This is a genomic window from Angustibacter luteus (assembly GCF_039541115.1).
Classification (GTDB): domain Bacteria; phylum Actinomycetota; class Actinomycetes; order Actinomycetales; family Angustibacteraceae; genus Angustibacter; species Angustibacter luteus.
In genome coordinates this window covers 1,070,483-1,084,263 of record NZ_BAABFP010000002.1, presented here as the reverse complement: position 1 = coordinate 1,084,263, position 13,781 = coordinate 1,070,483, and the positions used below count along the sequence as shown (strand labels likewise).

Here is a 13,781-nt window from a genome sequence, read left to right as displayed (position 1 = left end):
AGATGCAGGCGACGGAAGCCGGCGTCGGGCACCATGCTCGGGTGCACCGAGTGATCCGTCCGCCGCTGTGGCAACGCCTGATCCAGCTGCTGGCGCTGCTCGGGTTCGGAGTGCTGCTGCTGGCCGTGGCGCTGTCGCGGGATACCCCGGCCCGCTACCTCGCGGAGATCGGAGCAGCCGCGTGCTTCTTCGCCGCCGCGCGGGGGTGGACGTTGCGGGTGGTCGTCGGCCAGGAACACGTGTTCCTGGTGAACTGGTTCCGCACCGTGGCGATCCCCTGGCGCGAGATCCAGCGCTTCGGGTACGACGGCACGGTCTGGGTGCGGTGCCGGGACTCGCGCACGCACACGGTGTCGGCGTTCTCCGACTCCGGTCGCGCGCTGGCGTACGCGCGCAGGCCGGGCCGGCTCGCTGCGGCCGAGCTCGAGCAGATCCGCAAGCAGCGGCGCCGTCAGGGCGGTGCTCGCGACCACTGAACGGACCCCGCGGTCAGGCCCCGGAGAGGGCGTCGCGCATCGGGACCAGCTTCGCGTCGGACTCGGCCAGCTCGGCCTCCGGGTCCGAACCGGCCACGATGCCGCAGCCGGCGAACAGCCGCAGCCGCTGCGGGTCGCTCGGGTCGGTCTCGGCGCAGCGCAGCGCGATGCCCCACTCGCCGTCACCCGTCGAGTCGGTCCAGCCGACCGGCCCGGCGTACCGCCCGCGGTCCATGCCCTCCAGCTCGCGGATCAGCTCGATCGCTGCGGCAGTGGGGGTTCCGCCGACAGCCGCGGTCGGATGCAGCGCGGCGGCCAGGGTGAGGGACGTCGCGCCGTCCGCCAGCACGCCTGCCACGTCGGTGGCCAGGTGCATGACGTTCGGCAGGTGCAGCACGAATGGCGACTCGGGCACGTTCATCGAGGAGCAATGCGGCGCCAGCGCCTCGGCCAGCGACCGGACGGCGTACTCGTGCTCCTCCAGGTCCTTGCTGGAACGGGCCAGCGAGCCGGCCAGCGCCAGGTCGTGCTCGTCGTCCCCGGTCCGTCGGATGGTGCCGGCGAGCACCCGGGAGTGCACCAGGCCGCGTTCGAGCCGGACCAGCAGCTCCGGGGTCGCACCCACCAGGCCGTCCACCGCGAAGGTCCAGCAACCCGGGTAGCGCTCGGCCAGACCGGTGAGCAGCCAGCGCACGTCGATGGGGCCAGCCGTCCGGGCCTCCAGGTCGCGGGCCAGCACGACCTTGTCGACGTCACCGGCCGCGATCCGCTCGACGGCGTTCGCGATGACGAGCTCCCAGTTCGCCGCGGACATGGACCCGTCCGCGAAGCTGACCGGCCCGGGCCCGCTCGCGCGGTGCACCGACAGGTCGGCGGCCGCGGGCAGAACCCCTTGCGCCGCAATGGTTGTCACCCAGGTGCGGCCGTGCCGGGAGCCGACGAGGACGGATGGCAGGGTGAGGACGCTGGAGCGCGCGGACCGCGCGTCGAACGCGAACGAGCCGAACGCCACGGCGCCGGTGCCCGGCACGCCGACCTCGTCGCGGACCACCGCGTGCTCGACCATCTCGCGCCACCAGGCCTGCGCGGTCTCGAACCGGTCGGTGTCGCTGGACTCGAAGCGCGCGGCCTCGCCCCACCCGACGATGCCCTCGCCCTGCCGGACCCACGACGCGGCGGGCTGGTCGGGCAGCAACGAGAGCAGCGGACCGGGGTCGTCGATCTCGCTGGTGCGGACGACGAGCGGTGCCGCGGCGGCAGACGGGGCGACGGTCACGCGCACCAGAGTAGGTGGGCCTGGCTCGGACGTCGGCACGAGGTGCGCGAGGATGGCGCCGTGAGCAGAGCCCACCTGGACAAGCGGCCCGACGAGGTCGCCGCGATGTTCGACACCGTCGCGGACCGCTACGACCTGACCAACGACGTGCTCTCCCTGGGCCAGGACCGGCTGTGGCGCCGCGCCGTGGTGCGCGCCCTGGACGCGCGGCCCGGTGAGATGGTGCTCGACCTGGCCGCCGGCACCGGCACCAGCAGCGAGCCGTTCGTGGACGCCGGCTCGCGCGTCGTGCCGGCGGACTTCTCGCTCGGCATGCTGCGGGTGGGCAAGCGCCGTCGTCCGGACCTGTCGTTCACCGCCGGCGACGCGACCCGGCTGCCGTTCGCCGACGCGAGCTTCGACGCCGTCACGATGTCGTTCGGCCTGCGCAACGTCGTCGACACCGACCTGGCGCTGCGCGAGCTGCTGCGGGTCACCAAGCCGGGCGGCCGCCTGGTGGTGTGCGAGTTCAGCCACCCGGTGTGGGCGCCGTTCCGGGCGATCTACGTGAACTACCTGATGCGAGCGCTGCCGTCGATCGCCCGGCGGGTCAGCTCGAACCCGGACTCGTACGTGTACCTCGCGGAGTCGATCCGCGAGTGGCCGGACCAGACCGCGTTGTCCAGCCGGCTCCAGCAGGCCGGTTGGGGTGAGGTCGCCTGGCGCAACCTGTCCGGCGGGATCGTCGCGCTGCATCGCGCTCGTCGTCCCTGAGCCCCCAGCTCGTCGTCCCTGAGATGCGGGTCGGGCGCACCAGGTCTTGACTGGAGAGGTTCCCAACCTAAGGAGATCCCCATGGGCGCCGACGACAAGCTGCAGAACAGCGGCGAAGACTTGCAGGGCAAGGCCAAGGAGGCCGCCGGCAAGCTGACGGACAACGAGCAGCTCGAGGCCGAGGGCAAGGGCGACCAGGCCAAGTCCGACATCAAGCAGGCCGCTGAGAAGGTGAAGGACGCCTTCAAGCACTGAGTCGACTCGGCCGGCACACCTCCAGCAGAGGGGGGTGCCGGTCCGTTCGTTGCAGGAGCCTGCGCGTAGAGTGCAAGCGCTCGTGAAGCCAGTCACAAGCCCCACGAGCCGCCTCCGCCGCTAGTGAGGCTTGCCTTACCTAGAGCCCTCGTTCGTCGGCCCTAGGATTGGGTCCGCTAGGGCGCTGGTGAGCGTAGGGAACGACCGCACACGACCCGCCACGACCAGGAACCAGAGGGGAGCGAGACGGCGTGAACCCGTACGTGCCGATCCTCGTCCTGTTCGCCATCGGAGCAGGCTTCGCGGTCTTCTCGATCGCCGCCGGTTCGCTGTCCGGGCCCAAGCGCTACAACCGCGCCAAGCTGGACGCCTACGAGTGCGGCATCGAGCCGACGCCGCACGCCGTCGGCGGCGGCCGGTTCCCGGTCAAGTACTTCCTGACCGCCATGCTGTTCATCATCTTCGACATCGAGTCGGTGTTCCTGATCCCGTTCGCGGTCGCGTTCAACCGCCTGGGTCTGTTCGCCCTCGTCGAGGTGGTGCTGTTCATCCTCACCGTGTTCATCGCCTACGCCTACGTCTGGCGTCGCGGTGGGCTGGACTGGGACTGAGGTCGAGATGGGTATCGAGGAGAAGCTGCCAGCCGGCTTCATGCTGACCACGGTCGAGGCTCTCGCCGGCTACATGCGGAAGAGCTCGGTGTGGCCGGCGACGTTCGGTCTGGCCTGCTGCGCCATCGAGATGATGGCCGTCGGCACGCCGGACTACGACATCGCCCGGTTCGGCATGGAGCGCTTCAGTGCCACGCCGCGCCAGGCCGACCTGATGATCGTGGCCGGCCGGGTCAGCCAGAAGATGGCACCGGTGGTGCGTCAGGTATACGACCAGATGCCCGAGCCGAAGTGGGTCATCTCGATGGGCGTGTGCGCCAGCAGTGGGGGCATGTTCAACAACTACGCGATCGTGCAGGGCGTCGACCACGTGATCCCGGTCGACATCTACCTGCCGGGCTGTCCGCCCCGCCCGCAGATGCTGCTGAACGCGATCATCACGCTCCACCAGCACATCCAGACCATGCCGCTCGGCGCCAACCGCGTGGAGGCGGCCCGCGCCGCCGAGGCGGCCGCGCTGCAGGCCACGCCGACCGAGCACATGCACGGGCTGCTGCGATGAGCGACGAGACCCCGGACCAGACCAAGCAGGACGCCGTCGTGGCCCAGGAGGCCGCGCCGACGACGTCCGAGGTGGCGAAGACCCAGGCCGAGGCCGAGGTCATCGAGGTCCGCACCGGCATGTTCGGCGCCCAGACGGGCGACACCTCCGGCTACGGCGGCCTGGTCCGTCCGGTCGCCTTCGGGGCACCCGCGGAGCGGCCGCTCGAGGGCTGGTTCGAGGGCGCCGCGACCGACCTGGCGGCCGCGCTCGACGACGCGGGGACGAGTTTTGACGACGCCATCGAGAAGGTCGTCGTCGAGCACGGCGAGCTCACCCTGTTCGTCCGTCGCTCGGGCCTGCTGAGCGTCGCCCAGGCACTGCGCGACGAGCCGACGCTGCGCTTCGAGATCTGCTCGGGCGTCGGCGGGGTGCACTACCCCGAGCAGGTGGGTCGAGAGCTGCACGCGGTCTACCACCTGGTGTCCCTCACGCACGGCCGCCGGGTGCGGCTCGAGGTGACCTGCCCGGACGACGACCGCACCATCCCCAGCGTCGTGCGGGTCTGGCCGGGCAACGACTGGCACGAGCGTGAGACCTGGGACATGTTCGGCATCGAGTTCACCGGGCACCCGGCGCTGACCCGCATCCTCATGCCGGACGACTGGCCGGGTCACCCGCAGCGCAAGGACTACCCCCTCGGCGGCATCCCCGTCGAGTACAAGGGCGCGCAGATCCCGCCGCCCGACGAGCGGAGGTCGTACAGCTGATGAGCGACCAGACGGTGCACACCGGCGCAGCCGCCCCTGCGGGCCACTCGGACCCGTACGGCATCACCGACCCCGAGGGCCCCTCGGACGGCCCGGTCTTCAACGCCGCCGGCGGCGACTGGGACGACGTGGCCGCAGAGGCCGCCGCTCTCGGCGAGGAGCGGATCGTCGTCAACATGGGCCCGCAGCACCCGTCGACGCACGGCGTGCTGCGCCTCATCCTCGAGATCGACGGCGAGTCGGTGACCGAGGCCCGCGCGGGCATCGGCTACCTGCACACCGGCATCGAGAAGAACATGGAGTTCCGCACCTGGACCCAGGGCGTGACCTTCTGCACGCGCATGGACTACCTGACCCCGATGTTCCAGGAGACCGCGTACTGCCTGGGCATCGAGCGGCTGCTCGGCGTCACCGACCAGATCCCGGAGCGGGCGTCCATCATCCGGGTCCTCATGATGGAGCTCACCCGGATCTCCTCGCACCTGGTCGCCACCGCCACCGGCGGGATGGAGATGGGCGCCACCACGGTCATGACCATCGGCTTCCGCGAGCGCGAGCGGGTGCTCAAGGTGATCGAGAACATCACCGGCCTGCGGATGAACAACGCCTACATCCGCCCCGGCGGCGTGGCCCAGGACCTGCCCCCCGGCGCGATCGACCTGATCCGCGACATGATCCCCGCCGTGCGGCGCGGGCTCGGTGAGCTCGAGGCGCTGCTCCTGGAGAACCCCGTCCTCAAGGGCCGCACCGTCGACGTCGGCTACCTGGACCTGACCGGCTGCATCGCGCTGGGCATCACCGGCCCGATCCTGCGCTCGACCGGCCTGCCGCACGACCTGCGCAAGTCGGAGCCGTACTGCGGCTACGAGACCTACGACTTCGAGGTCATGACGCGCGACACCTGCGACGCGTACGGCCGCCTCTGCATCCGGCTCGACGAGTGCTACGAGTCGCTGTCGATCATCGAGCAGACCGCGGACCGCCTGCAGGCCACGCCGGGACCGGTCATGGTGGAGGACAAGAAGATCGCCTGGCCGGCCCAGCTCGCGATCGGCCCGGACGGCATGGGCAACAGCCTGGACCACATCCGCAACATCATGGGCACCTCGATGGAGGCGCTCATCCACCACTTCAAGCTGGTCACCGAGGGCTTCCGGGTCCCGGCCGGCCAGGTGTACCAGGCGGTGGAGTCGCCCAAGGGCGAGCTCGGCGTCCACCTGGTCAGCGACGGCGGGACTCGCCCGTACCGAGCGCACTTCCGGGACCCCAGCTTCAACAACCTGCAAGCGACGGCTGCGATGTGCGAGGGCGGCCAGCTGGCCGACGTGATCGTCGCCGTCGCCTCCATCGACCCCGTGATGGGAGGGGTGGACCGCTGATGTCCGCGGAGTACCAGCAGGTGTTCACGGCCGACGAGGGCGCCGAGACCTACTCGGCCGCCGACCTCGAGCGACTCGACGTGGACGCCGCGCAGATCGTCTCGCGCTACCCGCAGAAGCGCTCCGCGCTGCTCCCGCTGCTGCACCTCGTGCAGTCCGAGGAGGGCTTCGTCAGCCAGCGCGGCGTCGAGTTCTGTGCGCGCACCCTCGACCTGACCACGGCCGAGGTGGCCGGCGTCGCGACGTTCTACACCCAGTACAAGCGCCACCCCAACGGCACGTACACCGTCGGCGTCTGCACCAACACGCTGTGCGCGATCATGGGCGGCGACCAGATCTTCGAGGCGCTGTCCGAGCACCTGGACGTCGGCCACGACGAGACCACCGAGGACGGCGCGATCACCCTCGAGCGGGTGGAGTGCAACGCGGCCTGCGACTTCGCTCCCGTGGTGATGGTCAACTGGGAGTTCTTCGACAACCAGACCCCGGCCAGCGCTCGCGAGCTCACCGACCAGCTGCGCTCCGGTGCCGACGTCCGCCCGACCCGCGGTCCGTCCAAGGTCTGCACGTTCAAGCAGGTCTCGCGCACCCTGGCGGGCTTCTCGGACGGCCTGGCCGACGAAGGTGTCGGCGCTGCCGGCCCGTCGCTGGAGGGCCTGAAGCTGGCTCGGGAGAAGGGCTGGCAGGCTCCGTCGGGCGGCAACGGCACGGCTCCCGCGCCAGTCGAGAAGGTCGCCGCCAAGTCCACCAAGAAGAAGCAAGCGCCGAGTGCGAACGACGCAGAGGTCAAGCCGCCGTCGGGTGACGCCGGCAGCGAGGGCGCCGCCCACGAGAAGGAGGTCTGAGCATGGCCACCACGCTCACCCCCATCCTCACCGAGTTCTGGGACGACGAGCGCTCCTGGTCGATGGAGACCTACGAGCGCTACGACGGCTACCAGGCGCTGCGCACCGCCCTCGGGATGTCCCAGGGCGACCTGATCCAGACGGTGAAGGACTCCGGCCTGCGCGGCCGCGGCGGCGCCGGCTTCCCGACGGGCATGAAGTGGGGCTTCCTGCCCCCGCCGGACGGCGGCCCGCGCTACCTGGTGGTCAACGCGGACGAGTCCGAGCCGGGCACCTGCAAGGACATCCCGCTGATGATGGCGGCCCCGCACTTCCTGATCGAGGGCGTCGTCATCACCTCGTTCGCGATCGGCTGCAACCACGCGTTCATCTACCTGCGTGGCGAGGTCGTGCACGTCTACCGGCGGCTGATGCGCGCGGTCGAGGAGGCCTACGCGAAGGGCTTCCTGGGCAAGAACATCCTGGGGTCCGGCTTCGACCTCGACGTCACCGTGCACGCCGGCGCCGGCGCCTACATCTGCGGCGAGGAGACGGCCCTGCTGGACTCGCTCGAGGGTCGTCGCGGCCAGCCCCGGCTGAAGCCGCCGTTCCCGGCGGTCGCTGGCCTGTACGCCCGCCCGACGGTGGTCAACAACGTCGAGTCCATCGCCAGCGTGCCGGCGATCATCCGGCACGGCGCCGACTGGTTCACCGGCATGGGCACCGAGAAGTCCACCGGGTTCGGGCTGTTCAGCCTCTCCGGGCACGTCAAGCGTCCCGGCCAGTACGAGGCGCCGCTGGGCATCACGCTGCGCGAGCTGCTGGACATGGCCGGCGGGATGCGCAGCGAGCAGCACGGCCTGAAGTTCTGGACGCCGGGCGGCTCGTCGACGCCGATCTTCACGGCCGAGCACCTGGACGTCCCGCTGGACTTCGAGTCCGTCGCGGCCGCCGGCTCGATGCTGGGCACCCGCGCGCTGCAGATCTTCGACGAGACCACCTGCGTCGTGCGGGCGGTGGACCGCTGGATCGACTTCTACGCCCACGAGTCCTGCGGCAAGTGCACCCCGTGCCGCGAGGGCAACTACTGGATGAAGCAGGTCCTGCACCGGCTCGAGCACGGCCAGGGCATCGAGGCCGACCTGGACAAGCTCCTGGACATCTGCGACAACATCCTGGGTCGCTCGTTCTGCGCGCTCGGGGACGGGGCGACCAGCCCGGTGACGTCGTCCATCCAGTACTTCCGCGACGAGTACCTGCGGCACCTGCCGTCGGCCGAGAACCCCGAGGGCGGATGCCCGTTCGACCCCGCAGCCTCAGCCCTGTTCGCACCCGAGGTGATCGCAGCCCCATGACCGCCACCACGACCCCCGGCGCCCAGGCGGCGACCCGCGACGACCTGGTCCACCTGACCATCGACGGCGCGGACGTCGAGGTGCCCAAGGGCACGCTCGTGATCCGCGCGGCCGAGGAGATCGGCGTCCAGATCCCGCGGTTCTGCGACCACCCGCTGCTCGAGCCGGTCGGCGCCTGCCGCCAGTGCCTGGTCGAGGTGTCCATGCCCGGCCCGGACGGCACGCCCCGCCCGATGCCGAAGCCGCAGGCCTCGTGCACCCTCGCCGTCGGCGAGGGCATGGTGGTCAAGACCCAGCGCACCTCACCCGTCGCCGACAAGGCGCAGCACGGCGTGATGGAGCTGCTGCTGATCAACCACCCGCTGGACTGCCCGGTCTGCGACAAGGGCGGCGAGTGCCCGCTGCAGAACCAGGCGATGTCCAACGGCCGCAGCGAGTCCCGCTTCGTGGACGTCAAGCGCACGTTCCCCAAGCCCGTCAACATCTCCAGCCAGGTGCTCCTGGACCGCGACCGCTGCGTGCTGTGCGCCCGCTGCACCCGGTTCTCCAAGCAGATCGCCGGCGACCCGTTCATCGAGCTGGTGGAGCGCGGCGCACTGCAGCAGGTCGGCATCTACGCCAAGGACCCGTTCGAGAGCTACTTCAGCGGCAACACCGTGCAGATCTGCCCGGTCGGCGCGCTGACCGGTGCGGCGTACCGGTTCCGTAGCCGCCCGTTCGACCTGAAGTCGACCCCGAGCGTGTGCGAGCACTGCGCGTCCGGCTGTGCGATCCGCACCGACACCCGGCGCGGCGTCGTGCTGCGCCGACTGGCGCTGAACGACCCCGAGGTCAACGAGGAGTGGAACTGCGACAAGGGGCGCTGGGCCTTCCAGTACGCCACCTCCGAGCGGCTCACGCACCCGATGGTGCGCGACGTCGAGACCGGTGACCTGCAGATCGCGTCCTGGCCCGAGGCGCTGGCCGTTGCGGCGCAGGGGCTCTCGGCCGCGCGCGCGGCCGGTGGGGTCGGCGTGCTGACCGGCGGCCGGGTCACCCACGAGGACGCGTACGCCTACGCCAAGTTCGCGCGCACCGTGCTGGACACCAACGACATCGACTTCCGGGCTCGCCCGCACTCGGCCGAGGAGGCCGAGTTCCTCGCGCACGCCGTGGCCGGCGCCTGGGTCGGCACCGAGGGAGTGGACTACGCCGAGCTCGAGGCGGCGCCCGCCGTCCTGCTCGTCGGGTTCGAGCCCGAGGAGGAGTCGCCGATCGTGTTCCTGCGCCTGCGCAAGGCGGTGCGCGAGCACCGCCAGCAGGTCGTGTCGGTGGCCAGCTGGGCGACCCGCGGGCTGACCAAGCTCGACGGCCGGCTGATCCCGGCCGGCCCGGGCACCGAGGCCGAGGTCGTCGCCGCCATCGCGGACGGCGCGAGCGAGGTCGCGGACACCACGAAGCTGTTGCGCACCAACGGTTCGGTGATCCTGGTCGGCGAGCGGCTCGGGACCGTGCCGGGTGCCTTGACCGCCGTGCTGCGACTGGCCGACGTGACCGGCGCCCGGCTGGCCTGGGTGCCGCGCCGTGCGGGTGAGCGCGGCGCGGTCGAGGCCGGCGCGCTGCCGAACCTGCTGCCTGGTGCTCGCCCGGTCTCCGACGCCGCGGCCCGGGTGGACCTGGCAGCTGCCTGGGGCGTGGAGCACCTGCCCTTCGACGAGGGACGCGACACCAGCCAGATGCTGGCGGACGTCCTCAGCGGCGAGCTCGGTGGCCTGCTGGTCGGTGGCGTCGACCCGGCCGACCTGCCCGACCCGCAGCTGGCCCTGGACGCCCTGGACGGCGCCGGTTTCGTCGTCTCCCTCGAGATCCGGACGAGCGCGGTCACCGAGCGCGCGGACGTCGTCCTGCCGGTCGCCCCGGTGGCTGAGAAGGGCGGCACCTTCTGGTCGTGGGAGGGGCGCGAGCGCCCGTTCGACACGGTGCTGGACTCCAGCGCCAACAGCGACTACCGGGTGCTCGACATGATCGCGGACGAGCTCGACGTGGTGCTCGGCCTGCACTCGCTGGACGCGGTCCGCGCGGAGGCGGCCGAGGTCGCCGTCTGGGACGGCGAGCGAGCCGCAGCGCCGGCCAAGGACGCGGCCGAGCCACCGTCCGTAGGACCGAACCAGGCCGTGCTCGCCACCTGGCACCTGCTGCTCGACGCGGGGAGCCAGCAGGACGGCGAGCCGTGGCTGGCGGGTACGGCACGTCGTCCGGTCGCCCGGCTGTCCGCCGCCACCGCGGCCGAGGTCGGCGTCGAGGACGGCGAGCTGGTCACCGTGACGTCCGAGCGGGGCTCGCTGACGCTGCCGCTGGCGGTCACCGACCTGCCGGACCGCGCGGTGTGGCTGCCGACCAACCAGACCGGGTTCGCCGTGCGCGCCACCTTGGGTGTCGATGCCGGCGCCGTCGTCACGCTGAGCAGGGGAGGTGTGCTGGCGTGAGCACTGCACTGTTCGCCGCGGACGGCGCCGCCGACTTCAGCCAGGACACGTGGTGGCTGGTGGTGGGCAAGGCCCTGGCCATCTTCGTGTTCCTGGTCGTCACCACGCTGCTGCTGATCTGGTTCGAGCGCCGGGTGATCGGGCGGATGCAGCAGCGTCCCGGCCCGAACCGGACCGGCCCGTTCGGCCTGCTGCAGACCCTCGCGGACGGCATCAAGCTGGCCCTGAAGGAAGACATCATCCCCAAGAACGCCCACAAGGCGGTCTTCATCGCGGCGCCGATCATCGCCGCCACGTGCTGCTTCATCGGGTTCGCGATCATCCCGTTCGGACCCTCCGTGTCCATCGCTGGGCACATGACGCCGTTGCAGCTGACCGACATCCCGGTCGCCGTCATCTTCGTGCTGGCCGTGGCGAGCGTGGGGGTCTACGGAATCCTGCTGGCCGGCTGGTCGTCGGGCTCGACGTACCCGTTGCTCGGCGGGCTGCGCTCCTCGGCGCAGATCGTCAGCTACGAGATCGCCATGGGCCTCTCGCTCATCCCGGTGTTCCTCTACGCGGGCTCGCTGTCGACGTCCGAGATCGTCTACGCGCAGACGCACCAGTGGTTCATCATCTCCGCGATCTTCTCGTTCGTGGTCTACGTCATCACGATGCTGGGCGAGACCAACCGCCTGCCGTTCGACCTGGCCGAGGGCGAGGGCGAGCTGACCGGCGGCTTCCACACCGAGTACTCGTCGCTGAAGTTCGCGCTGTTCTTCCTGGCCGAGTACGTCAACATGGTCACCGTCTCCGCGCTGGCGACCACGCTGTTCCTGGGTGGTTGGCGGGCACCGTGGCCGATCTCCACGATCAACGACGGGATGTTCAACACCGGCTGGTGGCCGGTGCTCTGGTTCGTCATCAAGCTCTGGATGTTCCTGTTCTTCTTCGTCTGGGTGCGTGGCTCGTTGCCGCGGGTGCGGTACGACCAGTTCATGCGGTTCGGCTGGAAGTTCCTCATCCCGACCAGCCTGCTGTGGATCATCGGCGTCGCGTTCATCCGCGCGATCCCGATGACCGACATCACCCGCCGCCAGCTCTTCCTCGGGATCGCCGTGGTCGGTGTGATCGCCATCGCCATCGTCTGGGTGATCGACGCGACCCGCAGTCCTGAGGAGGACGAGCAGGTCGGTTGGGAGCTCGGTGAGGTCGACCCGTTCGCCGGCGGACACCCCGTGCCCCCGCTGCCCGGCCAGACCGCGATGCTGACCCGTGGGGCACGGCCGAAGGTCGCCGCCCTGACCGCCGCCGGCGACCCCGACGACGAGCCCCTGCCCGAGGAGGATCCCCGTGGCTGACGACACCACTGGACGCGGTCGCGCGCAGTGGCGCGAGCCCCGCAAGAGCGACAACCCGGGAGTGCTGTCCCGGTTCGCGCCGCAGGTCGCCGGGTTCGGGGTGAGCTTCTCGACCATGTTCCGCAAGGTGGCCACCGAGGAGTACCCCGAGAAGCCCCGACCGACAGAGCCGCGCTACCACGGTCGGCACCAGCTCAACCGGCACCCGGACGGGCTGGAGAAGTGCATCGGCTGCGAGCTGTGCGCCTGGGCCTGCCCGGCGGACGCCATCTACGTCGAGGGCGCCGACAACACCGAGGGTGGGCGGTTCTCGCCGGGTGAGCGCTACGGACGCGTCTACCAGATCAACTACCTGCGCTGCATCTTCTGCGGCCTGTGCATCGAGGCCTGCCCGACGCGCGCGCTGACCATGACGAACGAGTACGAGCTGGCCGACGACTCCCGCGGCAAGCTCATCTTCGACAAGGACATGCTGCTCGCGCCGCTGCAGTCCGGCATGCTCGCGCCCCCGCACCCCATGCCCGACGGTGCGACCGACAAGAGCTACTACCGCGGCGAGGTCGTCAAGGCGACCACGGAGCAGCAGGCGTGGGTCGACCAGCAGGCCGAGGAGGTCGGCGGATGAGCGCGTTCGCGATGTCCGCCCAGGTGCTGGCGGCCGGCGACCCCGCCCCGGGCAGCGCCGAGACCGTGCTGTTCTGGGTGCTCGCGCCGGTCATGGTGATTGCGGCCCTCGGGCTGGTCTTCGCCAAGAAGGCCGTGCACGCGGCCCTCGGCATGGCGTTGGTCATGGTCAGCCTCGGCATCATCTACCTGGTGCAGGACGCCGACTTCCTCGGTGTCATCCAGGTGTTCGTCTACACCGGCGCCGTGATGATGCTCTTCCTGTTCGTGCTCATGCTGATCGGTGTCGACTCGGCCGACTCGTTGGTCGAGACGATCACCGCCCAGCGCTGGGTCGGTGCGCTGCTGGCGACCGGCCTCGGCATCCTGCTCATCGCCGGCATCGGTTCGGTGACCTTCGGTGCGCCGGCCGGGCTGGAGGAGGCGAACGCGGACGGCAACGTCAACGGCATCGCCGACCTGATCTTCGGCAAGTACGTCTGGGCCTTCGAGGTGACCAGCGCGCTGCTGATCACGGCGGCGCTGGGCGCGATGATCCTGGCCCACCGCGAGCAGCTCGGCATCAAGCGGACCCAGCGGGTGCAGTCCGAGGAGCGCTTCCGCTCCGGCCGGATGCCCTCGGGCCTGCCGGCCCCCGGTGTCTTCGCCCGGCACAACGCGGTCGACACGCCCGCGCTGCTGCCGGACGGGACGCCGAGCGAGCTGTCCGTGTCCCGGGTGCTGCGGGTGCGCGAGCAGGTCCGCGCCAAGGAGGAGTTCGACCAGGCCGTACCGGCCATCGAGGACGACGTCGAGCAGGGAGGCCGGCGATGAGCCTGGACAACTACCTGTACCTGTCCGCGATCCTCTTCTCCATCGGGTCGGCCACGGTGCTGCTGCGCCGCAACGCGATCGTCGTGTTCATGGGCGTCGAGCTGATGCTGAACGCGACCAACCTGCTGTTCGTGACCTTCGCTCGCATGCAGGGCACGTTGGACGGCCAGGTCGTCGCGCTGTTCGTGATGCTGGTGGCCGCCGCCGAGGTCGTGGTGGGGCTGGCGATCATCCTCAGCATCTTCCGCGCCCGCCGTTCGGCCTCCGTCGACGACGCCAACCTCCTCAAGCTCTGAGCA

At 70.6% G+C, this 13,781-nt stretch carries 15 protein-coding genes; 14 read left to right on the top strand and 1 reads right to left on the bottom strand.

Annotation, left to right across the window (positions count from 1 at the left end; genetic code table 11):
- Window positions 1-41: 41 nt before the first annotated feature.
- Window positions 42-476, top strand: coding sequence for a PH domain-containing protein (locus ABEB17_RS05265; RefSeq protein WP_345715538.1), 435 nt, complete (start codon window positions 42-44; stop codon window positions 474-476).
- A 13-nt stretch (window positions 477-489) separates the two neighbouring features.
- Here the strand turns inward: ABEB17_RS05265 and ABEB17_RS05260 are convergent, their stop codons facing one another.
- On the bottom strand, window positions 490-1,752 hold the full coding sequence (locus ABEB17_RS05260; RefSeq protein ID WP_378227043.1) for an isochorismate synthase: 1,263 nt from the start codon (window positions 1,750-1,752) through the stop codon (window positions 490-492).
- Window positions 1,753-1,812: 60 nt separating this feature from the next.
- Here ABEB17_RS05260 and ABEB17_RS05255 point away from each other — a divergent pair, with 60 nt between their 5' ends.
- The 13 genes from ABEB17_RS05255 to nuoK all read left to right on the top strand — a co-directional run bounded on the left by ABEB17_RS05255 (window position 1,813) and on the right by nuoK (window position 13,778).
- Complete coding sequence (locus tag ABEB17_RS05255; protein WP_345715537.1) at window positions 1,813-2,505, top strand: demethylmenaquinone methyltransferase; 693 nt, start codon at window positions 1,813-1,815, stop codon at window positions 2,503-2,505.
- Between the two features lie 81 nt (window positions 2,506-2,586).
- Complete coding sequence (locus ABEB17_RS05250) at window positions 2,587-2,760, top strand: CsbD family protein (protein ID WP_345715536.1); 174 nt, start codon at window positions 2,587-2,589, stop codon at window positions 2,758-2,760.
- A gap of 251 nt (window positions 2,761-3,011) precedes the next feature.
- The gene (locus ABEB17_RS05245; protein WP_345715535.1) at window positions 3,012-3,371 is read left to right on the top strand and encodes an NADH-quinone oxidoreductase subunit A; all 360 of its coding nucleotides are present in this window, start codon (window positions 3,012-3,014) and stop codon (window positions 3,369-3,371) included.
- Between the two features lie 7 nt (window positions 3,372-3,378).
- Complete coding sequence (locus ABEB17_RS05240) at window positions 3,379-3,933, top strand: NuoB/complex I 20 kDa subunit family protein (RefSeq protein ID WP_345715534.1); 555 nt, start codon at window positions 3,379-3,381, stop codon at window positions 3,931-3,933.
- Window positions 3,930-4,682, top strand: coding sequence for an NADH-quinone oxidoreductase subunit C (locus ABEB17_RS05235; protein WP_345715532.1), 753 nt, complete (start codon window positions 3,930-3,932; stop codon window positions 4,680-4,682). The genes ABEB17_RS05240 and ABEB17_RS05235 overlap by 4 nt, the downstream gene beginning before the upstream one ends.
- Window positions 4,682-6,061: an NADH-quinone oxidoreductase subunit D gene (locus tag ABEB17_RS05230; RefSeq protein ID WP_345715531.1), complete on the top strand. Its 1,380-nt coding sequence runs from the start codon at window positions 4,682-4,684 to the stop codon at window positions 6,059-6,061. Before ABEB17_RS05235 ends, ABEB17_RS05230 begins: the two co-directional genes overlap by 1 nt.
- The gene (nuoE, locus tag ABEB17_RS05225) at window positions 6,061-6,906 is read left to right on the top strand and encodes an NADH-quinone oxidoreductase subunit NuoE (protein ID WP_345715530.1); all 846 of its coding nucleotides are present in this window, start codon (window positions 6,061-6,063) and stop codon (window positions 6,904-6,906) included. The genes ABEB17_RS05230 and nuoE overlap by 1 nt, the downstream gene beginning before the upstream one ends.
- Window positions 6,907-6,908: 2 nt before the next feature.
- Window positions 6,909-8,240 carry an NADH-quinone oxidoreductase subunit NuoF gene (gene nuoF / locus ABEB17_RS05220; protein ID WP_345715529.1) on the top strand — a complete coding sequence of 444 codons (1,332 nt, stop codon included), beginning with the start codon at window positions 6,909-6,911 and terminating at the stop codon, window positions 8,238-8,240.
- Window positions 8,237-10,705 carry an NADH-quinone oxidoreductase subunit G gene (locus tag ABEB17_RS05215; RefSeq protein ID WP_345715528.1) on the top strand — a complete coding sequence of 823 codons (2,469 nt, stop codon included), beginning with the start codon at window positions 8,237-8,239 and terminating at the stop codon, window positions 10,703-10,705. The genes nuoF and ABEB17_RS05215 overlap by 4 nt, the downstream gene beginning before the upstream one ends.
- Window positions 10,702-12,045, top strand: coding sequence for an NADH-quinone oxidoreductase subunit NuoH (nuoH, locus tag ABEB17_RS05210; RefSeq protein WP_345715527.1), 1,344 nt, complete (start codon window positions 10,702-10,704; stop codon window positions 12,043-12,045). The genes ABEB17_RS05215 and nuoH overlap by 4 nt, the downstream gene beginning before the upstream one ends.
- Before the next feature lie 115 nt (window positions 12,046-12,160).
- The gene (nuoI, locus tag ABEB17_RS05205; RefSeq protein WP_378227081.1) at window positions 12,161-12,670 is read left to right on the top strand and encodes an NADH-quinone oxidoreductase subunit NuoI; all 510 of its coding nucleotides are present in this window, start codon (window positions 12,161-12,163) and stop codon (window positions 12,668-12,670) included.
- Complete coding sequence (locus ABEB17_RS05200; RefSeq protein WP_345715526.1) at window positions 12,667-13,482, top strand: NADH-quinone oxidoreductase subunit J; 816 nt, start codon at window positions 12,667-12,669, stop codon at window positions 13,480-13,482. Before nuoI ends, ABEB17_RS05200 begins: the two co-directional genes overlap by 4 nt.
- Window positions 13,479-13,778 (top strand): NADH-quinone oxidoreductase subunit NuoK, encoded by a 300-nt coding sequence (nuoK, locus tag ABEB17_RS05195; protein WP_345715525.1) that lies wholly within the window; start codon window positions 13,479-13,481, stop codon window positions 13,776-13,778. The genes ABEB17_RS05200 and nuoK overlap by 4 nt, the downstream gene beginning before the upstream one ends.
- Window positions 13,779-13,781: the final 3 nt, after the last annotated feature.

Coding starts and splice junctions, on each gene's coding strand:
- ABEB17_RS05250 (WP_345715536.1), top strand. CDS start 2,587: ATGGGCGCCGACGACAAGCTGCAGAACAGCGGCGAAGACTTGCAGGGC.
- ABEB17_RS05240 (WP_345715534.1), top strand. CDS start 3,379: ATGGGTATCGAGGAGAAGCTGCCAGCCGGCTTCATGCTGACCACGGTC.
- ABEB17_RS05235 (WP_345715532.1), top strand. CDS start 3,930: ATGAGCGACGAGACCCCGGACCAGACCAAGCAGGACGCCGTCGTGGCC.
- ABEB17_RS05230 (WP_345715531.1), top strand. CDS start 4,682: ATGAGCGACCAGACGGTGCACACCGGCGCAGCCGCCCCTGCGGGCCAC.
- nuoE (WP_345715530.1), top strand. CDS start 6,061: ATGTCCGCGGAGTACCAGCAGGTGTTCACGGCCGACGAGGGCGCCGAG.
- nuoF (WP_345715529.1), top strand. CDS start 6,909: ATGGCCACCACGCTCACCCCCATCCTCACCGAGTTCTGGGACGACGAG.
- ABEB17_RS05215 (WP_345715528.1), top strand. CDS start 8,237: ATGACCGCCACCACGACCCCCGGCGCCCAGGCGGCGACCCGCGACGAC.
- nuoI (WP_378227081.1), top strand. CDS start 12,161: ATGTTCCGCAAGGTGGCCACCGAGGAGTACCCCGAGAAGCCCCGACCG.
- ABEB17_RS05200 (WP_345715526.1), top strand. CDS start 12,667: ATGAGCGCGTTCGCGATGTCCGCCCAGGTGCTGGCGGCCGGCGACCCC.
- nuoK (WP_345715525.1), top strand. CDS start 13,479: ATGAGCCTGGACAACTACCTGTACCTGTCCGCGATCCTCTTCTCCATC.